Annotated in this window: 18 protein-coding genes and 3 tRNA genes; 12 read left to right on the top strand and 9 right to left on the bottom strand. The window is 45.6% G+C overall.

What is annotated here, in order from left to right:
• Positions 1-9 precede the first annotated feature (9 nt).
• On the bottom strand, positions 10-1,380 hold the full coding sequence (locus DWX33_RS15475) for an MATE family efflux transporter (RefSeq protein WP_044545557.1): 1,371 nt from the start codon (positions 1,378-1,380) through the stop codon (positions 10-12).
• A 144-nt stretch (positions 1,381-1,524) separates the two neighbouring features.
• Here DWX33_RS15475 and DWX33_RS15470 point away from each other — a divergent pair, with 144 nt between their 5' ends.
• The gene (locus DWX33_RS15470) at positions 1,525-2,823 is read left to right on the top strand and encodes a M23 family metallopeptidase (protein ID WP_008772654.1); all 1,299 of its coding nucleotides are present in this window, start codon (positions 1,525-1,527) and stop codon (positions 2,821-2,823) included.
• Between the two features lie 3 nt (positions 2,824-2,826).
• Entirely contained in the window at positions 2,827-3,195 is a 369-nt protein-coding gene (locus DWX33_RS15465) for a YccF domain-containing protein (protein ID WP_005867901.1), read from the top strand.
• Positions 3,196-3,506: 311 nt separating this feature from the next.
• On the opposite strand, the gene murI is transcribed toward DWX33_RS15465, so the two are convergent.
• The 8 genes from murI to ribD all read right to left on the bottom strand — a co-directional run bounded on the left by murI (position 3,507) and on the right by ribD (position 12,506).
• Complete coding sequence (murI, locus tag DWX33_RS15460) at positions 3,507-4,337, bottom strand: glutamate racemase (RefSeq protein WP_087346629.1); 831 nt, start codon at positions 4,335-4,337, stop codon at positions 3,507-3,509.
• Positions 4,338-4,427: 90 nt separating this feature from the next.
• A complete protein-coding gene (locus DWX33_RS15455) occupies positions 4,428-4,922 on the bottom strand; it encodes an OmpH family outer membrane protein (RefSeq protein WP_005858972.1) in 495 nt (164 codons plus the stop codon).
• Positions 4,923-4,996: 74 nt separating this feature from the next.
• Positions 4,997-5,512 carry an OmpH family outer membrane protein gene (locus DWX33_RS15450; RefSeq protein ID WP_122144015.1) on the bottom strand — a complete coding sequence of 172 codons (516 nt, stop codon included), beginning with the start codon at positions 5,510-5,512 and terminating at the stop codon, positions 4,997-4,999.
• Positions 5,513-5,684: 172 nt separating this feature from the next.
• Positions 5,685-8,375 (bottom strand): outer membrane protein assembly factor BamA, encoded by a 2,691-nt coding sequence (bamA, locus tag DWX33_RS15445; protein WP_122144016.1) that lies wholly within the window; start codon positions 8,373-8,375, stop codon positions 5,685-5,687.
• 14 nt (positions 8,376-8,389) lie between these two features.
• On the bottom strand, positions 8,390-9,133 hold the full coding sequence (locus tag DWX33_RS15440) for an isoprenyl transferase (protein WP_005858978.1): 744 nt from the start codon (positions 9,131-9,133) through the stop codon (positions 8,390-8,392).
• 11 nt (positions 9,134-9,144) lie between these two features.
• The gene (locus tag DWX33_RS15435) at positions 9,145-9,849 is read right to left on the bottom strand and encodes a DUF6089 family protein (protein WP_122369028.1); all 705 of its coding nucleotides are present in this window, start codon (positions 9,847-9,849) and stop codon (positions 9,145-9,147) included.
• An 81-nt stretch (positions 9,850-9,930) separates the two neighbouring features.
• The gene (locus DWX33_RS15430; RefSeq protein ID WP_036653426.1) at positions 9,931-11,307 is read right to left on the bottom strand and encodes a DUF6242 domain-containing protein; all 1,377 of its coding nucleotides are present in this window, start codon (positions 11,305-11,307) and stop codon (positions 9,931-9,933) included.
• 119 nt (positions 11,308-11,426) lie between these two features.
• Positions 11,427-12,506, bottom strand: coding sequence for a bifunctional diaminohydroxyphosphoribosylaminopyrimidine deaminase/5-amino-6-(5-phosphoribosylamino)uracil reductase RibD (gene ribD, locus DWX33_RS15425; protein ID WP_122380640.1), 1,080 nt, complete (start codon positions 12,504-12,506; stop codon positions 11,427-11,429).
• 56 nt (positions 12,507-12,562) lie between these two features.
• Between ribD and DWX33_RS15420 the strand changes: the two genes are divergently transcribed.
• The 10 genes from DWX33_RS15420 to DWX33_RS15375 all read left to right on the top strand — a co-directional run bounded on the left by DWX33_RS15420 (position 12,563) and on the right by DWX33_RS15375 (position 18,006).
• Positions 12,563-13,519, top strand: a complete 957-nt coding sequence (locus tag DWX33_RS15420; protein ID WP_122380639.1) for a HemK/PrmC family methyltransferase — start codon at positions 12,563-12,565, stop codon at positions 13,517-13,519.
• Complete coding sequence (locus DWX33_RS15415; RefSeq protein WP_044545209.1) at positions 13,516-14,016, top strand: regulatory protein RecX; 501 nt, start codon at positions 13,516-13,518, stop codon at positions 14,014-14,016. Before DWX33_RS15420 ends, DWX33_RS15415 begins: the two co-directional genes overlap by 4 nt.
• Positions 13,997-14,686 carry a ComF family protein gene (locus tag DWX33_RS15410; protein ID WP_122380638.1) on the top strand — a complete coding sequence of 230 codons (690 nt, stop codon included), beginning with the start codon at positions 13,997-13,999 and terminating at the stop codon, positions 14,684-14,686. The genes DWX33_RS15415 and DWX33_RS15410 overlap by 20 nt, the downstream gene beginning before the upstream one ends.
• An 86-nt stretch (positions 14,687-14,772) precedes the next feature.
• Positions 14,773-15,408 carry an orotate phosphoribosyltransferase gene (gene pyrE, locus DWX33_RS15405; RefSeq protein ID WP_005858992.1) on the top strand — a complete coding sequence of 212 codons (636 nt, stop codon included), beginning with the start codon at positions 14,773-14,775 and terminating at the stop codon, positions 15,406-15,408.
• Positions 15,409-15,430: 22 nt separating this feature from the next.
• Positions 15,431-15,844 carry a polyketide cyclase gene (locus DWX33_RS15400; protein WP_005858994.1) on the top strand — a complete coding sequence of 138 codons (414 nt, stop codon included), beginning with the start codon at positions 15,431-15,433 and terminating at the stop codon, positions 15,842-15,844.
• A gap of 13 nt (positions 15,845-15,857) precedes the next feature.
• Complete coding sequence (gene argH / locus DWX33_RS15395; RefSeq protein WP_005867884.1) at positions 15,858-17,198, top strand: argininosuccinate lyase; 1,341 nt, start codon at positions 15,858-15,860, stop codon at positions 17,196-17,198.
• Entirely contained in the window at positions 17,191-17,664 is a 474-nt protein-coding gene (locus DWX33_RS15390; RefSeq protein ID WP_005867883.1) for a (2Fe-2S)-binding protein, read from the top strand. The genes argH and DWX33_RS15390 overlap by 8 nt, the downstream gene beginning before the upstream one ends.
• A 73-nt stretch (positions 17,665-17,737) precedes the next feature.
• Positions 17,738-17,810: transfer RNA gene (locus DWX33_RS15385), tRNA-Gly, on the top strand.
• A 23-nt stretch (positions 17,811-17,833) separates the two neighbouring features.
• Positions 17,834-17,918, top strand: a tRNA-Leu gene (locus DWX33_RS15380).
• 15 nt (positions 17,919-17,933) lie between these two features.
• Positions 17,934-18,006, top strand: a tRNA-Gly gene (locus DWX33_RS15375).
• Positions 18,007-18,173: the final 167 nt, after the last annotated feature.

The raw sequence follows: 18,173 nt of genomic DNA, 5'->3' as shown, positions 1-18,173 counted from the left end.
CACCCTGTTTTAGCTTATATTAACAGGATTCTTGATTAACATCCTCTTTTTCCACTTCTGCGTTCGCCATCGCAAACAGAGTACCGCTCCCCTGGAACACTCGTCCAAAGCAAAAGCGAACCACATCCCCGCTAAGCCTAATCCGAACACGATACCGAACATATACCCGCAGAACACGGCAAAGAACCACATACAGAATAACTCGATAATTACCGGGACCACGACGTCGCCTACCGAACGCAAGCAGAATAAGAACAGCAGTACCGTGGCCCGCCCTTGCTCCAAGAGTACATCTACCAGCAAGGCTCCCATCGCGATCGTTATGATTGCTTGATTCTCAGTAAATATCCCCAATAAAGGACGTCCCAGCAGATAAACCCCGGTACTAGCGACTAACGTAATCAGCAACGACCTCCTCCAAGCATACCAACTCAATAAATAAGCGGCTTGCTTCTTCCTCGCGCCCACCAAATTGCCGGTACAAATAGAAGTAGCTTGCGCGATCGACAAAGAAAAGATATAGCCGATTATCACGATATTCATCACATAAACACGAGCTGTCAAGTACTCATTACCCAGCATATTGATAAAGTAGACAATCGTCACCTGCGAGGCATCATACGAGATTTGTTCCGCTGCCGAAGGTAAGCCGATCTTCAACACATCTTTCAACTTCTGAAACGGGAACGGACGGAAATAAGCCAAAGGGATACGAGGCACCAACCGCTTGAACAGCATGATAAACAAAAGTGTCATCGCCACTCCCCGGCAAACAGAGGTAGAGATAGCCGCTCCTTGTACACCGAGGGCAGGGAAACCGAAATGGCCAAATATCAACGCATAATTTCCAAACACATTCAATACATTGATCAGCAAGGTCACCTGCATCGCGTAATTCGGCTTGTTCGCCGCACGGAGCACCGCCGATATCGTAAAACTAACCGCTTGGAAGAAGCCGAACCCTCCGACAATGTGCATATAAGTCTCAGCGTCCGGCATCAGATCCGGACGGATATCCATCAGGACCAACATCTCCCTACCGAACAAGAAAAGCATCAAGCTGATCAAGCAACCTACGCCGGCGTTAAACAACAAGGAGGTTCCTAACACCTGAATAAAACTCTTATTATCTTTCGCCCCGAAATAAAGGGCGCACATGACGGAAGTTCCGGTCGTGGTAATATTGAACAGCAGGAATACCATGTTCAGCAATTGATTAACCACACCTACCGCTGCCACCGCATTATCGGAATGATGGCTCAACATAAGCGTATCCACCACGCCTAAAGTCAACATCAGCAAGGTTTCCAGAAAGATAGGCCCTGTTAATTTAAATAATTTACCTCTCAGCCCTCTCGGGGCACGGAATAGTCTATACATGTCCATTGATCTGCTTTCTACCTAAACACCTTTTTACGAGTCCGCGAAGGTACAAAGCTTTACGCTAAATAGGTTTCGCTATTTCTATTATTTTCCGTAAGTTTGTATCCGGTTGAATAATTTTTGATGAACAAACGAAGACAAATGGACAAGAAACTACCTATATGTATCGTATTAGTCATGTTGATGAGTTGTTTCTCCTGCAAACAGCCCCAACAGCCCACGGAAGACGCGGACATGGATACGCAGTGGGTGGATAGCTCACAACATCTGTATCAATACGGCATCTGTATCGATTCCTTGGACGTAAAAGAGTATTTGATGAAAAACGGGGATAATCCCGCCTCCATCTTCTCCGGGCTGGGCTTCACGGCCTTGAAAGCAGACAGTATCAGCAGGGCATCCACCCATGTCCTCGATCCGACGAAACTGCGAGCCGGCATGCATTATTACACATTTTCCACGGTAGATTCCTTAGAGACGATCCGATATATCGCCTTCGCCAAGTCGCTGACCGATTATGCCGTAATCGACTTGACCGGAGATACGATCAACGCCTATGAATTTAATAAGCCGATCACCCTCAAGAAAAAATATACGGAAGGAGTCTTAAACTCTTCCCTATGGAACGTGATCAAGGCCAATGGAGGTGATCCGTATCTGGCGATCAAGATATCGGACGTGTACGCTTGGCAAATCGATTTCTTCGATATCAAAGATGGAGACTCATTCAAGGTTCTATACAATGAGGCTTACATCGACGATACCACCGCCTTGAGCATCGCCTCTATCGAGGGGGCGATCTTTACGCATCAAGGCAAAGAGTTTGTAGCGATTCCTTTCACCCAAGACAGTATCTTCGAATACTTTGATGAGGAAGGGAACAGCCTTCGCAAAGCGTTCTTGAAAGCCCCATTAGACTTTTTCCGGATCACATCCCGTTTTACGAACGCCCGTTTCCACCCGATCCTCAAACGATACCGGGCGCATCATGGGGTTGATTACGCGGCACCGACCGGTACACCGGTACGCAGCATCGGAGCTGGTACGGTTATCGCCAAGGGATATCAAAACGGCGGGGGCAATTTCCTGAAAGTGAAACATAACTCCGTATACACCACGACTTATATGCACTTAAGCCGCTTCGCCAAAGGAATCCAAGTAGGCAGCCATGTGCAACAAGGCCAAGAGATCGCTTATGTAGGCTCCACCGGACTCTCTACCGGGCCGCACCTAGACTTCCGTGTCCATAAGAACGGGCAACCTATCGATCCGCTAAAAATGGAAGCTCCCCCTTCTGAACCGGTGAAACCGGCCTATAGGGATAGTTTCGCTTTCGTTAAGCGGCAAATCTTGGCGGAAATAGATAGCTTTCATGTAGCCACAGTTAGTAAAGCATCTGTTATATATGAGAAAGATAGTATCAACCATTTAAATAACTAGCGTATGAAATTCTTGGGGAATATAATATGGTTACTCTTCGGAGGGATTATAACAAGTGTAGAATATCTGATATCCAGCCTAATACTAATGATAACGATCATTGGTATACCTTTTGGCCTCCAGACCTTAAAATTAGCGATACTGGCTTTATGGCCTTTTGGCAGCCGTGTCGTAGACGAGGGGAATTCCGGAGGATGCTTGTCACTTATCATGAACATTATCTGGATATTCGTCGGAGGCTTTTGGATTTGCCTTACGCATCTGGGATTCGGCCTTTTGCTATGTATCACGATCATCGGCATCCCTTTCGGCATGCAACATTTTAAGATGGCAGCTTTAGCCTTGGCTCCTTTCGGAAAGAGCATCCAATAAGAAAGCATCTAACTTTTCCGTAGAAGGCAGACGTCCGGCAAGAATTTAAGATAGGATAAGGTATTATACCTATTTCTTTCTATACCTATACGTTCTCGCTCCTTATTTTATTTTCTAATTCACGTCATGGTCTGTACAGACCACAACGTGAACTATACAAACCACGCCGTGAACTCTACAGACCACGGCGTGATCTGTAGAATTATACTAGATATTCAAATGAATTCATCCGATATCTTTCAAGTATTCATAAGGAAGGAGGGAAGTATAAATAGCGTTCATATACATCTCCCTCATAGGGCCTAGGGACGTTATAGCTCGATCTGGGAAACCGAGACCGGAGTATTCATGAAGATAGAGGCCGCCTCAGAAAACTTCTCTGCCGACTCCGTGGTAAGAAAACGGCAACTTCCTCCCTTCGTGAGTTTACGATCCATTTCCGGGTGACGCCCTAAATAATCTCGCAAACTCTCCGCTACATGCTCGCCTTGCGAGAATAGAGTGATGCCGGAAGGAAGAAAAGCACGGATCTTATCCATCAAAAGGGGATAGTGAGTACATCCCAAGATAAGCGTATCGATTTGCGGATCTACGGATAATAGATGGTCGATATGCTTTTTCACGAAATAATCCGCTCCCGGAGAATTAAACTCATTATTCTCCACCAAAGGAACCCACATGGGGCAAGCCTCGCCTGTCACTTGGATATGTGGGTACATCCTGCCAATCTCGATCGTATAAGAATTGGACGTAATCGTACCGCTCGTACCTACGATACCGATATGTTTAGTACGGCTGATTGTATCCACTAACTCAACTGTAGGACGGATGACTCCCAATACCCGACGATCGGGGTCCCATGTAGGCAAGTCTTTTTGTTGGATCGTACGAAGCGCTTTCGCGGATGCCGTATTACAAGCCAAGATCACCAATTGGCAACCCGACTCAAACAGACGCGATACCGCCTGACGGGTAAATTGATAAACGACCTCGAACGAACGGGTTCCATAAGGAGAACGTGCGTTATCGCCCAGATAAACGTAATCATAACCGGGCATCAACTGATGAATCTTATCGAAAATCGTAAGTCCGCCATAACCTGAATCAAAAAGACCGATCGGACCGGGAGTTTGTGGAAACATATCAGAAACCTTCTTTTATAAAGTACAAAGGGTGCAATCCTTTCGGAAAACACCCCCTCTCTTATTCTATAGAATAAATTTTCTCGCTAATTACAAACCGAGTTTCGTACGAACAAACGGAGTTGCGTCTACCGCGTTAGTACCCGTATAAAGCAAAGCTGCCGGATCGATGATATACGTATATCCCTTCTCCTCGCCTACCTTCTGGATAGCCTCGTGCAACTTCTGTTGGATCGGTTGCAATAATTCTTGTTGTTTCTTTTGTACGTCTTGCTGAGCTACCTGAACGAAGTTATCCATACGTTCTTGGATATCTTGAATCTCTTGCATTCTTCTCAACTTGATATTTTCTGTCAATGAATCTTGCTGCGCTACGAAGTCTGAATATTTCTTTTGGTATTCATCTTGCATTTGCTTCAATTCAACTCTATATTTCTCATTCAAGTCTGCCATTTGTTTTTCCATACCAGATACCTCCGGCATAGCCATAAACACCTCTTGAGTTTTTACAAACGCAATTTTAACTTCCTGAGCGATAGCTCCCAACGGGAGAATCATCAACAATAAAACAATAAGTTTCTTCATTTTTACTATATAATTACTTTGTTATTAATCAAGCTTTCACACTTTTCATGCATAAAGCGCACAAATGTAAGCATTTATTTTGAATATCCTAACTTAATCAGCACTTCATTACTGATATCGATCTTCGGAGAAGCGAAAATAATGCTCATAGCTGAAGCTCGATCCCAAACAATTTGATATCCCTTGTCTTCCGAGATTTCTTTCACCGCATTATACACCTCGTCTTGAATCGGTTTCATCAAACTCTCGCGTTTCTTATATAACTCACCCTCAGGACCGAAATATTTACGTTTCAGATCTTGCGCCTCTTGCTCTTTCTTCACGATCTCTTCCTCACGTTTCGTTTTCATCTCGGCGGAAAGGAATACCAGATCGCTCTGATAATTCTTATACATATTCTGAGCTTCTTGCTGAATCGCTTCCACCTCATTTTGCCATTTCTTGGAAACTTGGCTCAACTGCTCATTGGTCATTTCGTAAGCCGGAATATTCTTCAATATATATTCCATGTCGATTAAAGCGAACTTCTGTGCCATGCCGACAAAAGAACAAAGCAACATCAGACAGCTCAATGTGATAATCTTTTTCATACTCTCTTTATTTATAGTTCTACTTTATGACTGCAAATATAACAGAGGGTTTACTTACAGCCTACCAATATTCGTTAAAAGTATTTATTTAAATGTAGAGACGGGGCGTGCCCCGTCTCCACATACGGAACACGCCCCGTCTCTACATACGAAGCTATACCCGATCTATATTTTAGAATTCCTGTCCGATGATAAAGTGCAGGTTACTACCGCTACGTTTACCATTAGATCCATAATTCGGCTCGTCGAAACCATAAGCCCAGTCGAGTCCCATCAAACCGATCATCGGCAAGAATATACGGACACCGACACCAGCGGAACGTTTCAAGTTAAACGGATTAAAATTCTTCAAATCAGTCCAAGCGTTACCAGCCTCCACAAATACCAATCCGTAGATCGTAGAGGAAGGCTCCAGCAAGAACGGATATCTCAACTCCATAGCCAAACGAGAATAAGCGTATCCATAAGAGTTGTAACCACCATTACCGGCGATACTACCATTCTCATAACCTCTCAAACCGATCGTTTCCTGAGCATAGGTACTGGAGTAACCACTCATACCGTCACCACCCATATAGAAGGTCTCGAACGGAGACTTCTTATTTTTATTATAAGTACCTAAGAAACCATACTCAACACGGGTCATCAATACCGGCGTACGTTTCACGGTCAACGGAGCCAACGGAGAGAAGATCTTCGCTTTGAACTTCCATTTATGATACTCGATGAATTTATACTTATCCGGGTCTGAGCTTGACATCGACGCATAATCCTTACCATCGAATAAAGAGTAAGGAGGCGTAGCAGCTACAGACAACATGAATTGTGAACCCTTACGAGTATACAACGGGTTATCGATAGAATTACGTTGCAACATCAACTCCAAGTTGATATTATGGCAATTTCCGTTATTAACCAAGAAATAATCCCAATCATGCATCATATACAGCTGATAGTTCAACGTCGCCATGAACTGGAAGTAGTCATCCGGCCAATTCAAGCGTTTACCATAACCAGCCGCTAAACCGAACATCATGATAGACTTATCCGGGTCGTAAGCATACTCATAACTATTATTGTAACCATAGTTGCCGTAATAGTTGCTACCATAGCCATAACCGCCCCCATAATAACCGGGATAACCATAGCCATAGCCCGGATAGCCATAACCATAACCGGAATTGGTCAAGTAATTGCTACTGATATCGGTTTGCTTTGAGAAATAAGCGCTGACAGACAATGTATTCGGTCGTTTACCGCCGAACCAAGGATCCATGAAGGAGATGCTGTAAGCCTGATAGTAACGCCCGTTCGTCTGGCCGCTCAAGGTCAATGTCTGTCCCTCACCTTGCGGGATGATGCCCTTATAGGTTTTCGGGTTCAAGAAGTTCTTCATAGAGAAGTTCGTAAACTTCAAACTTAACTTACCGATCACACCCGTCTGTCCCCAACCAGCGGAGAACTCGATCTGGTCATTCGCCTTGGAAACCAAGTTATACTCAATATCCACGGTTCCATTCTCAGGATCAGGCAGCGGCACCGGATTCATGTTTTCCGGGTCGAAGTGTCCCATCTGGGCCAACTCACGAACGGAACGCATCAAGTCGTCACGGCTGAACAACATACCCGGCTTGGTACGCAACTCACGGCGAACGATATCCTCATACAAACGGTCATTACCATTAATGATAATACGGTTGATCGTCGCCTGCGGACCCTCTTGGATACGGATCTCTAACGAGATAGAGTCATTCGCTACATCCACCTCTACCGGATCGGCGTTGAAGAACAAATAACCGTTATTAAAATAGACATTCGAAACGGCATCATCATCCGTACTCAAACGTTCGTTCAATTTCTTTTGATTATACACCTCGCCTGGCTTCATACCCAACACGGCCATCAAATAGTCCGTAGAATATTGCGTATTACCCACGAAGCGAATATCTTTCAAATAGTATTTCTCACCTTCATCCACTTTCAAGAAGATATCTACCTTCTTCTCGTTAAAGTTCGCTACGCTATCAAACAACAATACGGCGTCGCGATAACCATGCTCGTTATATTTAGCGATTATATTTTTCTTATCGTTCTCATATTCCTCAGTCGTGAACTTCTTCGTGCTGAACATCTCCATGATACTGGTTTTCCAGTCGTTCGGCAAGCTAAACTTCTCGTTCGTCTTCTTCATCGCCTTCTTCAACTCCCGGGCAGTCAGTTTTTCGTTACCCTCAAAATAGATACGATGGATCTTGGTCTTTTCATTCTTATCGATATTGATATCCACGATCACCTCGCCTTCATTCGCGGGATCGTCCTTTTGCTCGATCTCGACATCCACGTTCTTAAAGCCTTTGCCATCGAAGAACTTCTGGATCACGATCTTGGCACGGTCCATGACGTTCGGTGTCACCTGAAAACCTTTCTTCAAACCCAGCTTCGCCTCCAAGTCCTCACGCTCGCCTTTCTTGATCCCGTGGTAATTGACTTGCGAGATACGCGGACGCTGCTTCAGCTGGATCTCCAGCCAAATCTGGTCGCCCTCGATCTTCGTTGCCAAAATCTTCACATCCGAAAACAAGCCATGTTTCCAAAAACGCTTCACTGCTGTAGTGATCTCCTCTCCCGGTACGGTAATCTCATCGCCTACCGACAAGCCCGAGAAGCCGATCAACACAAAATCATCATAATTCTTGATACCCGTAATCTTTATATCCGCAATCTTGTATTTCTTCGGAGCTAACGAGTACGAAATGACCGGCACTTCTGCCGGCGCCTCAACTTGGGTAGTGTCTATTTCTTGGGCAAACGCACCGCAAGCGAAACCCAAGCAAATAAAAAACAGCACTATTCTTTTGTACATATAACAGCTATTGTTTATAAGATTAATTGCTCACTTGTCTTACCGAAACGACGCTCACGTTGCTGGTAATACAATATAGCCTCATACAACTCTTCTTCTCTGAAATCCGGCCAAAACACATCCGTAAAGAAGAATTCAGCATATGACAACTGCCATAGCAAGAAGTTACTGATGCGTTTCTCTCCTCCGGTCCGTATCAAAAGATCGGGATCGGGGATATTTTTGGTCGTCAAGTGGTCCGAGACCATAGCCTCGGTTATATCATTGGGGTTTATTTTCTGTTCCAAGACCTCTTGGGCGAGTTGCCTAGCCGCTCTGGTGATCTCCCACCGGGAAGAATAACTAAGCGCCAGAACAAGTGTGGTTCCCGTATTCGCCGAAGTCGTATCGATACATTCTTGCAATGTATTATACGCATCCTCACGCAAGCGGGAAAGGTCGCCTATGGCGGTAAGGCGGACGTTTTTCTTCATCATGTCCGGAGTCTCCCGGTGAATGGCGGAGACCAACAAGCTCATCAATGCTTGGACCTCTTCTTCCGGACGATTCCAGTTCTCGGTAGAGAAAGTGTACAACGTCAGATATTTCAATCCGAGTTGAGTGACCGCATCCATAATCTTACGGACCGAAACGACGCCTTCCTGATGCCCGAAGCTACGGTCTTTCCCCTTCGCCTTGGCCCAACGTCCGTTCCCGTCCATAATAATTGCCACGTGCCGTGGCAAGCGATTCTTGTCTATTTTCTCAATCAACGACATTTTTTATCTTACTAATATTCACTTATATTTTTCGCATTGTTACAAGTACGGCACCTCGGGCCGAAATCCCATGTAACAGACAACAACAAGAAAGAGTACCAATCTTTATTCTTAAGAGCGCTACCCTTAACACCATACGGATCGTCCAACATGTCCTTTCCCTCTAGGCCATCGCCAAATAACTTACGAAACGAGAACTCGCACCCTAAATTAAGGCGGTTCTTGATCTTATATTTCATGCCCACGCCTAAAGGAATATTCGGGCTGGCGAAAGTCTTCCCGCCACCCGGAGCCACCGTCAGCCCAATGCCCACCAAGACATAAGGAGAGAAACGCTTCGCCCCCGCATAGTCGAACTTATCGCTATACGGGAAAAAGTTGAACTCCGCCTGTCCCCCCAACTCCATGATACTACGGTTGAAAGAGGTTTGGGCATTATTCGGAAAAACGTTCTCCATACCTTCGGTCTTACCGGAAACCTGTCCCCACATCAAGTTGGCTTTCAAGGCCCAACGAAAGTTGATGTTATACCGGAACACGGCTCCCACCGCCGGATTCATTCCTTTAAATATCGTATTCTTGTTGGCGTCACCCATATAAAAGGCACCACCAGCTATACCACCGATCTCGTACTTATATTCCTGCGCCCAAAGCGTAGGGACCGTACCCGCTAATAGGATGATTATGAGAAGCCGCTGAAAAAAAGTTGAAGTCATAAGCCTTGCTGTTATATATACCACACTTCTTTTTCTAACGCTAAAAGCCTCATAAAATTATACATCTCCTATCGAACTTTTCTATTCCTTCGGGATCAAACGATTGATACGGCCTCTCCAAAGTTGGTTCAAGTCATTGGAACCAGTGCTGGTCTTTCCCCCGAAAATGTTCACGAAATTCTCTTTATCCACAATAATTGAGGAAAAGCCTCTCGCCGCATAGTCGGTCGGTAACACCACCATCGAGTCGATCAACGACCAAGAAATACCATAATCTATCGATTGATACATATCTTTCAATGCCTTGTTCGAAGCGTCGATACCTCCGATCAAGAAAAACTTATCGTCATAATTCGTGATCATCGCTCCCTCACGCTTCGTGAAGTTTGCGTCACCGGAAGCCATCAACGCCCAAGAGATACCATCCATGGTCGCCCAAGTCGTATTAACCACTTGGTTGTCCACGGTACGTCCGCTGGCGGTCATCAAGTACTCATGATACATTGCGGCATATTGGAGATTGCTAAATCCGGTAACAGGGAATCCGCTAGGCACCGCATCTCCGGCGATCCACTCCATGGATTCGTTCATCGCATAGAACGCTAACTTTCCTTCCTGATCCACGATCGTAGCTAAGGCGGAAGGCTGTTTCGTGCCCTGCTTCACGCTACCCAAAACGTATTTCACGGAAGGGGCGTTCTCTACAGCGCTCCAAGTCAAGCCATCCTCGGATCTATATAAAGTGCCATTTGTAGCCGGCACATATAAAGCATTGTTATACTCGGTAATCTGGGAGATCAAAAGCCCATCGGAAGGCAGACCGGTCAAGGATAATGACTGCCAGCCCTTAGGCGCGCTTACCGGAGCGTAATATAATTGGTAAGGTTTACCGGACTCGGCGGGTTTCACATACATAAAGTAATTCTCCGATCCATTATAATCGTAAGTTACCACCTTCTGATCCTTCACGGTAATGCCAATCATAGGATTCGCGTACATACTCCAAACCATAGAGTCCGGAACCACTTGATGGATATTCACCTGCGCCATATAGACTTTTGTCGTGACTTGGTCATACGCATGAACCACGAACTTTACCGGAGCGGAGAAATTAATGGAGTCTGATAAATTGTTTAAGTAATAAGTAGAGTCCGGATAAGCATACGGGCTTACCTCTATACCGCTAAGCGCATAGCTACTGGCTGCCGTAATCGTACAAACAACTTTCTCGATCTTCGTGCCAAAAGGCAGAGAGTCAATGTTAAAAATCCGCCCCGTCAGTTGGTCGATCGTAAACTTCACGGTATCCAACCCCGAGATAGAATCACTACTTAGCTTAAAAGAGGATATTTGGCAGTTCTTAACCAATTCTATATCAGTGACATCTTCTGATTTCAAACAAGAAGACAACACTAATGCAAAACAACCTGTTATAAATAGTACTAATTTATTTTTCATCAAAAACATAAGTTTGTCGCATATAAAGGCACAAAAGTAGAAACATTTTTTGCTTTCACCCTAATACCTGCTAATATTTATAATATTTTAGTTGATTATATGAGCCTTAAAATTCATAGTTATGATTTTTCGAACTCATCGTTATGATTTAAAATTTCATAGTTATGATTTTTAATGCTCATAACAGAACGTCCGGAGATGCCGCTAACAGCCTCCTTTCCAAGCATCGGCGCATGCACCCCTTGATACAGGCGAACCGGGGCCGTTTCCACCCTCGCCTCGTCCCATACATCCGCTTCCACAAAAGAATTAATCAGCTGAGTCCCACCTTCCACCAATAAGGAATCCAACTTCCGGACAGCAAGATGATCTAGCACTTGCCGGATCACCGGACCCTCGAAATCTATCCGGATATACTCCACGTTCTCTCGGTTTTCCACTTCCTTCTCCGTAAATATTAATGTACGTGAGGAACCATTCAGCAACCGATAAGAATCGGGAATAACGAGCCGGCGATCCAATACGACCCTAACCGGAGAATTACCGGACCAATGGCGCACGTTCAATGAAGGATTGTCCAATAAAGCGGTCCGTGTACCGACCATGATAGCCGCCACCTCCGAGCGAAGTTTATGCACCAAGCGTGAAGTCTCCGGAGAAGACAAAACCGTGACCGGCTCCGACACGTCCGTACGCAAACGATCGATAAACCCATCCTCGCTCTGCGCCCATTTCAAGATAATATAAGGACGGCCTTTCGTTTGTAGCGTCATAAACGCCTTGTTCAACGCACGGGCTTCTTCCTCCATCACGCCTGTGACCACCTCGACACCGGCCTCACGCAACATCCGCACGCCTCGCCCCGACACCTCGGGAAAAGGATCCAAGCAACCGACCACCACCCGTGGAATCCCTTTCCGGATAATCAACTCGGCGCAAGGAGGCGTCTTCCCATAATGAGAGCAAGGCTCCAGACTCACATAAATCGTACTGTCTTTCAACAAAGACTCGTCTTTCACGGAAGCGATAGCATTCACCTCGGCATGCGCCTCCCCACATTTCCTGTGAAATCCCTCACCGATAATACGGCCCTTATGCACAACCACCGCGCCAACCATCGGATTCGGACTGACATTTCCCCTCCCTCCTTTGGCCAACTCGATGCAACGAGCCATGTATTTCTCTTCAACCTCTATCATAATCTTTGCATATAAACGGTTTTTACACTACTTTCGCGATAAAACAAGAGTAAGATATGACTGAGACCATCGCCTACATCCGAAATTCCCTCAAAGATATTTATCCTCCCGGCGAAGCCCAAGCGCTCGTCCGGCTCATCATGGAACGTGTTTGCGGTCTTTCTACCCATCAACTCCTGTTAGGCAAAGGTAAAGAATTATCTGATACGGAGAAATTTAAAATCAAGGAGATTGTAGAAGGACTGCGTTTATACAAGCCCATACAATACTTATTAGGCATAGCGGATTTTTACGGGATAGAGTTTAAGGTGACGCCGGACGTATTGATTCCCCGCCCGGAAACCGCCGAGTTGGTCGAGCGGATCATCACGGACTACCGAGGCCAAGCCCCTCGTATATTAGATATTGGTACGGGAAGCGGCTGTATCGCTATTTCCTTGGCGAAACATCTTCCGAAGGCTGAGGTAGCGGCGGTGGATATATCACCCGAAGCGCTCGCCGTGGCCGAGGAGAACGCCCGACTGAATCAAGTTTCCGTATCTTTCCTCGAATTGGATATCCTTTCCGAAGGTTATCCCAGTTTCATGCAAGGAAAACTAAAGTTTCACGTAGAAGAAACAAAAGTTTCACGTAAGGAAAACAAAAGTTTCACGTACATGAAACCAAAATCCCATACGGAAGAAACCGCTGTTTCTCCTATAGGCAACTTCAATTGCATCGTCAGCAACCCTCCTTATATAATGAATAAGGAGAAAGCGACCATGGAAGCGAACGTTTTGGAGAACGAGCCTCACATGGCCTTGTTCGTTCCCGATGACGATCCGCTTCTCTTTTACCGGGCCATCGCCCGCTTCGGACAAAGGCATTTGGTGGAAGGCGGGCATCTTTACTTCGAGATCAACGCCCTTTGCGGAAAAGAGACCGTAGCGATGCTACGTCAAGAGAATTACACCGAAGTCGAATTAATACAAGATTTATACGGAAAAGACCGTATCGTAAAAGCAAAAATATGAAAGAGATAACCGAACCCGAGATGTTGCACCGGGCAGCCGCCTATTGCTCCACCGCCGAACGCTGCATACAAGACGTACAGAAAAAGATCGATGCCGCCGGACTTCCTCCCGACGCCTCCGAGCGTATCATCGCCCGATTGCTGAAAGAGCGGTTTATCGACGAATCCCGTTACACCCGTTTCTTCGTGAACGATAAGCTACGGTTCAATAAATGGGGACGGGTAAAAATAGGCTACGAGCTTTATAAGAAAAACATCCCCTCCCCGATCCGGGAAGAATCGCTCGCCGCCATCGACGAGGGAGAATACCGCTCCATCTTACTCGATTTACTAAAAAGCAAAAAGAAATCGACAAAAGGAAAAGACGAGCGGGACCTATTCAACAAGTTACTCCGTTTCGCCGCCGGACGAGGTTTCGAAAGCCGGATCACGTTGGATTGCCTAAGCCAATTATTCAAAGGAACAGACTGCGAGGATTATGCCGACGACATGGAATAATCTGCTCAACCTGTTTTTCCCAAACTTATGTAAAATATGTAAACGACCACTCGTCGAGGGAGAAGAACAAATTTGCCTGAAATGCCTATGCGACCTGCCGCACACGGGATATCATCAACTGGTGAACAACCCCGTCGAGCAACTTTTTATCGGAAAAGACCGGATCGAATACGCCACCGCTTATCTACGATACGAGAAAGGCGGAAAAGTACAAAGCCTGATACACTCGCTCAAATACCATGATAATAAAGAGCTGGGCTATCTACTCGGACGGCAGATAGCGAGAGAGCTCCAAACGGATCACAGCCCGATATGTACCGTAGACCTCCTTATCCCCGTTCCCCTGCATCCCCGCAAAAAACGGCAAAGAGGTTACAACCAGTCCGAATGGATCGCCTCCGGCATCCGTTCCATATGGGATATCCCCATCGATACGCAAAGTCTGGCCCGCACCACCCACACAAGCACCCAAACTCGTAAGGCCATTTACGACCGCTGGTTAAATGTATGTTCTATTTTTAATGTCATTCATCCGGAAAGCTTAAAAAACAAACATATCCTGCTCATAGACGACGTGATCACAACCGGAGCCACGATTTCCGCTTGCGCAAAGGCTTTATCAGGGATTCCGGGCATACGCATCAGCATTTTAGCCCTATCTGTCGCATAAATATTAATAAAAAATTAACGTACGATATTCAAGGTAATGTCATTCAGTTTATCTATTTTTGCAGACTGATATAAATATAGGATTGTATGAAAACACTGGAAAGTTTAGTAGCAGAAAAATTATTAAAGATTAAAGCCGTAAAGTTGCAACCGGCCAATCCGTTTACTTGGGCATCCGGCTGGAAATCTCCGATCTACAATGACAACCGAAAGACTCTTTCTTATCCGGTCGTTCGTAGCTTCATTAAATTGGAGTTGGCTCGTGTGATTAGTGAAAAATTCGAGAACGTAGATGCCATTGCCGGTGTTGCTACAGGCGCGATCGCTCAAGGTGCTTTAGTAGCCGATTTATTAGGATTGCCATTCGTATACATCCGCTCTACGCCAAAAGATCATGGATTGGAAAACCTTATCGAAGGAGAATTGAAACCGGGTTCTAAAGTAGTGATCATCGAGGATTTGGTATCTACCGGAGGTAGTAGCTTGAAAGCCGTACAGGCCGTACGTAACTTTGGTTGCGATGTCGCGGGTATGGTAGCTATCTTTACCTATGGATTCCCTGTAGCGGAAGCCGCTTTCAAAGACGCTAAAGTAACATTGACTACATTGAGTAACTACGACGCAGTCTTGGAAGAAGCTGTCCGTACGCATTACATCGATGAGTCTGAGATCGCGGTTCTTCAGGAATGGCGTAAAGATCCGGCTAACTGGGACCCGAAATAAGTAATAAACAAAAAGACACTCAATGACTGAAGAATTTGTGAGTGAGGTCAAACAGATCCCACACAATGATGAACGTATCTTCACGATGTTGTCCGATCTTTCCAACTTGGAACGTATCAAGGATCGCATCCCGCAAGATAAAATAAAAAATTTTGAGTTCGACAGCGATACCTGTAGTTTCGCTGTCGATCCCGTTGGTAAGATTACCTTCCAGATCGTAGAAAGAGAGCCGAATAAATTAATCAAGTTCACGACGACCAACTCTCCTGTTCCCCTTTTCTTGTGGATACAATTGAAACAGGTGGCCGAGGACGACACACGGTTAAAAATCACGGTTCGTGCCGATCTGAATCCGTTCTTGAAACCAATGGTATCGAAACCTTTGCAAGAGGCTGTGGATAAAATCTCGACCGTTATCGCCTCCTTGCCTTATTAATTCCTTTTTCATTATGGCTCAGAAACTTTGGGAAAAAAATGTACAGGTAGATCATGAAGTAGATATCTTCACGGTAGGTAAGGACCGTGAGATGGATCTTTACCTCGCTAAATATGACGTATTAGGCTCTATGGCGCATATCACGATGCTGGAAAGTATCGGTTTATTGACCAAAGAGGAACTAAACGTCTTATTAGCAGAATTACGGAATATATACGCCGTAGCGGATCGTGGAGAATTCATCATCGAGGAAGGCATCGAGGATGTGCACTCGCAGGTGGAACTCATGCTTACACGCCGTTTGGGCGATATGGGCAAGAAGATCCATAGCGGGCGTTCCCGCAATGATCAGGTTCTATTGGATCTGAAACTTTTCACCCGTTCGCAAATACAAGAATTGGTTGAGTTGGTTTCCGGCTTGTTCGACGTTTTGATCTCCCAGAGTAACCGGTACAAGGATGTACTGCTTCCCGGATATACGCATCTACAGGTAGCTATGCCCTCTTCGTTCGGACTTTGGTTCGGCGCTTACGCGGAGAGCTTGGTAGATGATTTGCAACTTATGCAAGCCGCATACCGTATTTGCAACCGTAACCCGCTGGGTTCCGCCGCCGGATATGGTTCATCCTTCCCGCTAAACCGCCAGATGACTACGGATTTATTAGGTTTCGACTCGCTGGACTACAATGTGGTATACGCCCAGATGGGACGTGGCAAGATGGAACGCACCGTGGCTTTCGCTATGGCGGGTATCGCCGCTACGCTCTCCAAGTTAGCGTTCGACGCTTGTATGTTCAATAGCCAGAACTTTGGCTTCATCAAACTGCCGGATCAGTTCACGACCGGCTCCAGTATCATGCCGCATAAGAAGAATCCGGATGTATTTGAGTTGACACGTGCCAAATGCAATAAGCTTCAAGGCTTGCCTCAGCAAATCATCTTGATCAGCAATAATCTTCCTTCCGGTTACTTCCGGGATCTCCAGATCATCAAGGAAGTCTTCCTACCGGCTTTCGACGAGCTGAAGGATTGCTTACGCATGGTAACTCATATGATGCGTGAGGTGAAAGTGAACGAGCATATATTGGACGATGATAAATATTCTCTATTGTTTAGCGTGGAAGAAGTGAACCGCCGTGTCTTGGCCGGAATGCCTTTCCGTGACGCTTATAAGCAAGTAGGTTTGGATATCGAGGCCGGTAAATTCGTTCCTTCGAAGAGCGTTAACCATACACACGAAGGCAGTATCGGTAATCTATGTAACGAACCAATCGCCACCATGATGCGTAGCGTGATAGGTTCTTTCTCTTTCGAACGGATGAACGAGGCTGAAAAGAAATTGATCCATGGATAAGATAAGACGGATATTTCCACTTTTGATCTTGTTTACGCTATTATCTTGCGCAGATACGATAGAGACTCGCATTCCCTATCGTGCGGTCTATCTGGAACTAGATCTGACTTATCAAGATAAAGCGTTGAATGCAATACAGGCTTATAAGATCTACACCTCTAAAGATGTAGACCAAGCTGGCGAGCAAACAGGGTTTGGAGGCGTATTGGTTTATCATGGATTGTCCAGTAACGGAACCGGTGCATTCTTTGCGTTCGATGCCGCTTGTCCTCATGAGGCATCCGCTAATGTCATCGTAGATGTGGACGAATCTGCCGTATACGCCATTTGTCCGAAATGCGGTAGTAAATTTGAACTTTTAAACGGTATCGGCAATCCGGTGGAAGGACCTTGCGCTGAGGAGAAACAAGCCCTCAAACAATATGTCGTCGATACAAACGGTAATAAAATTTACATCCATAATTAAATTTTTCACCGGAAATGTTTGGCAGTATAAATATTTGTACTACCTTTGCACTCGCAAAAGAGAAACAAACAATGCGGAAGTAGCTCAGTTGGTAGAGCATAACCTTGCCAAGGTTAGGGTCGCGGGTTCGAGTCCCGTCTTCCGCTCAACTCTTAGAGAAGAGGTGGATGCTCGAATGGTGGAATCGGTAGACACGAAGGACTTAAAATCCTTTGGCCATTGCGGCTGTGCGGGTTCAAGTCCCGCTTCGAGTACGATCTAATTTAATTGCGGAAGTAGCTCAGTTGGTAGAGCATAACCTTGCCAAGGTTAGGGTCGCGGGTTCGAGTCCCGTCTTCCGCTCGCTTCCAAAAGGCCTCGCTGTTCGAAAGAATAGCGGGGCTTTTTATTTCTAAAATATAATCGTATCTTTATCTTCAATTAAAGTGAGGGTTATGGAATTACGTACAGCGAATGTTACCCGATATATCATGGCTCACCCGATAAATCAGGGGGAAAATTCTTTAATT

This window comes from Parabacteroides sp. AF19-14 (genome assembly GCF_003635485.1).
Classification (GTDB): domain Bacteria; phylum Bacteroidota; class Bacteroidia; order Bacteroidales; family Tannerellaceae; genus Parabacteroides; species Parabacteroides distasonis.
Note: the sequence above shows the minus strand (reverse complement) of the source record. Positions and strands in the feature narration are given on the sequence as shown.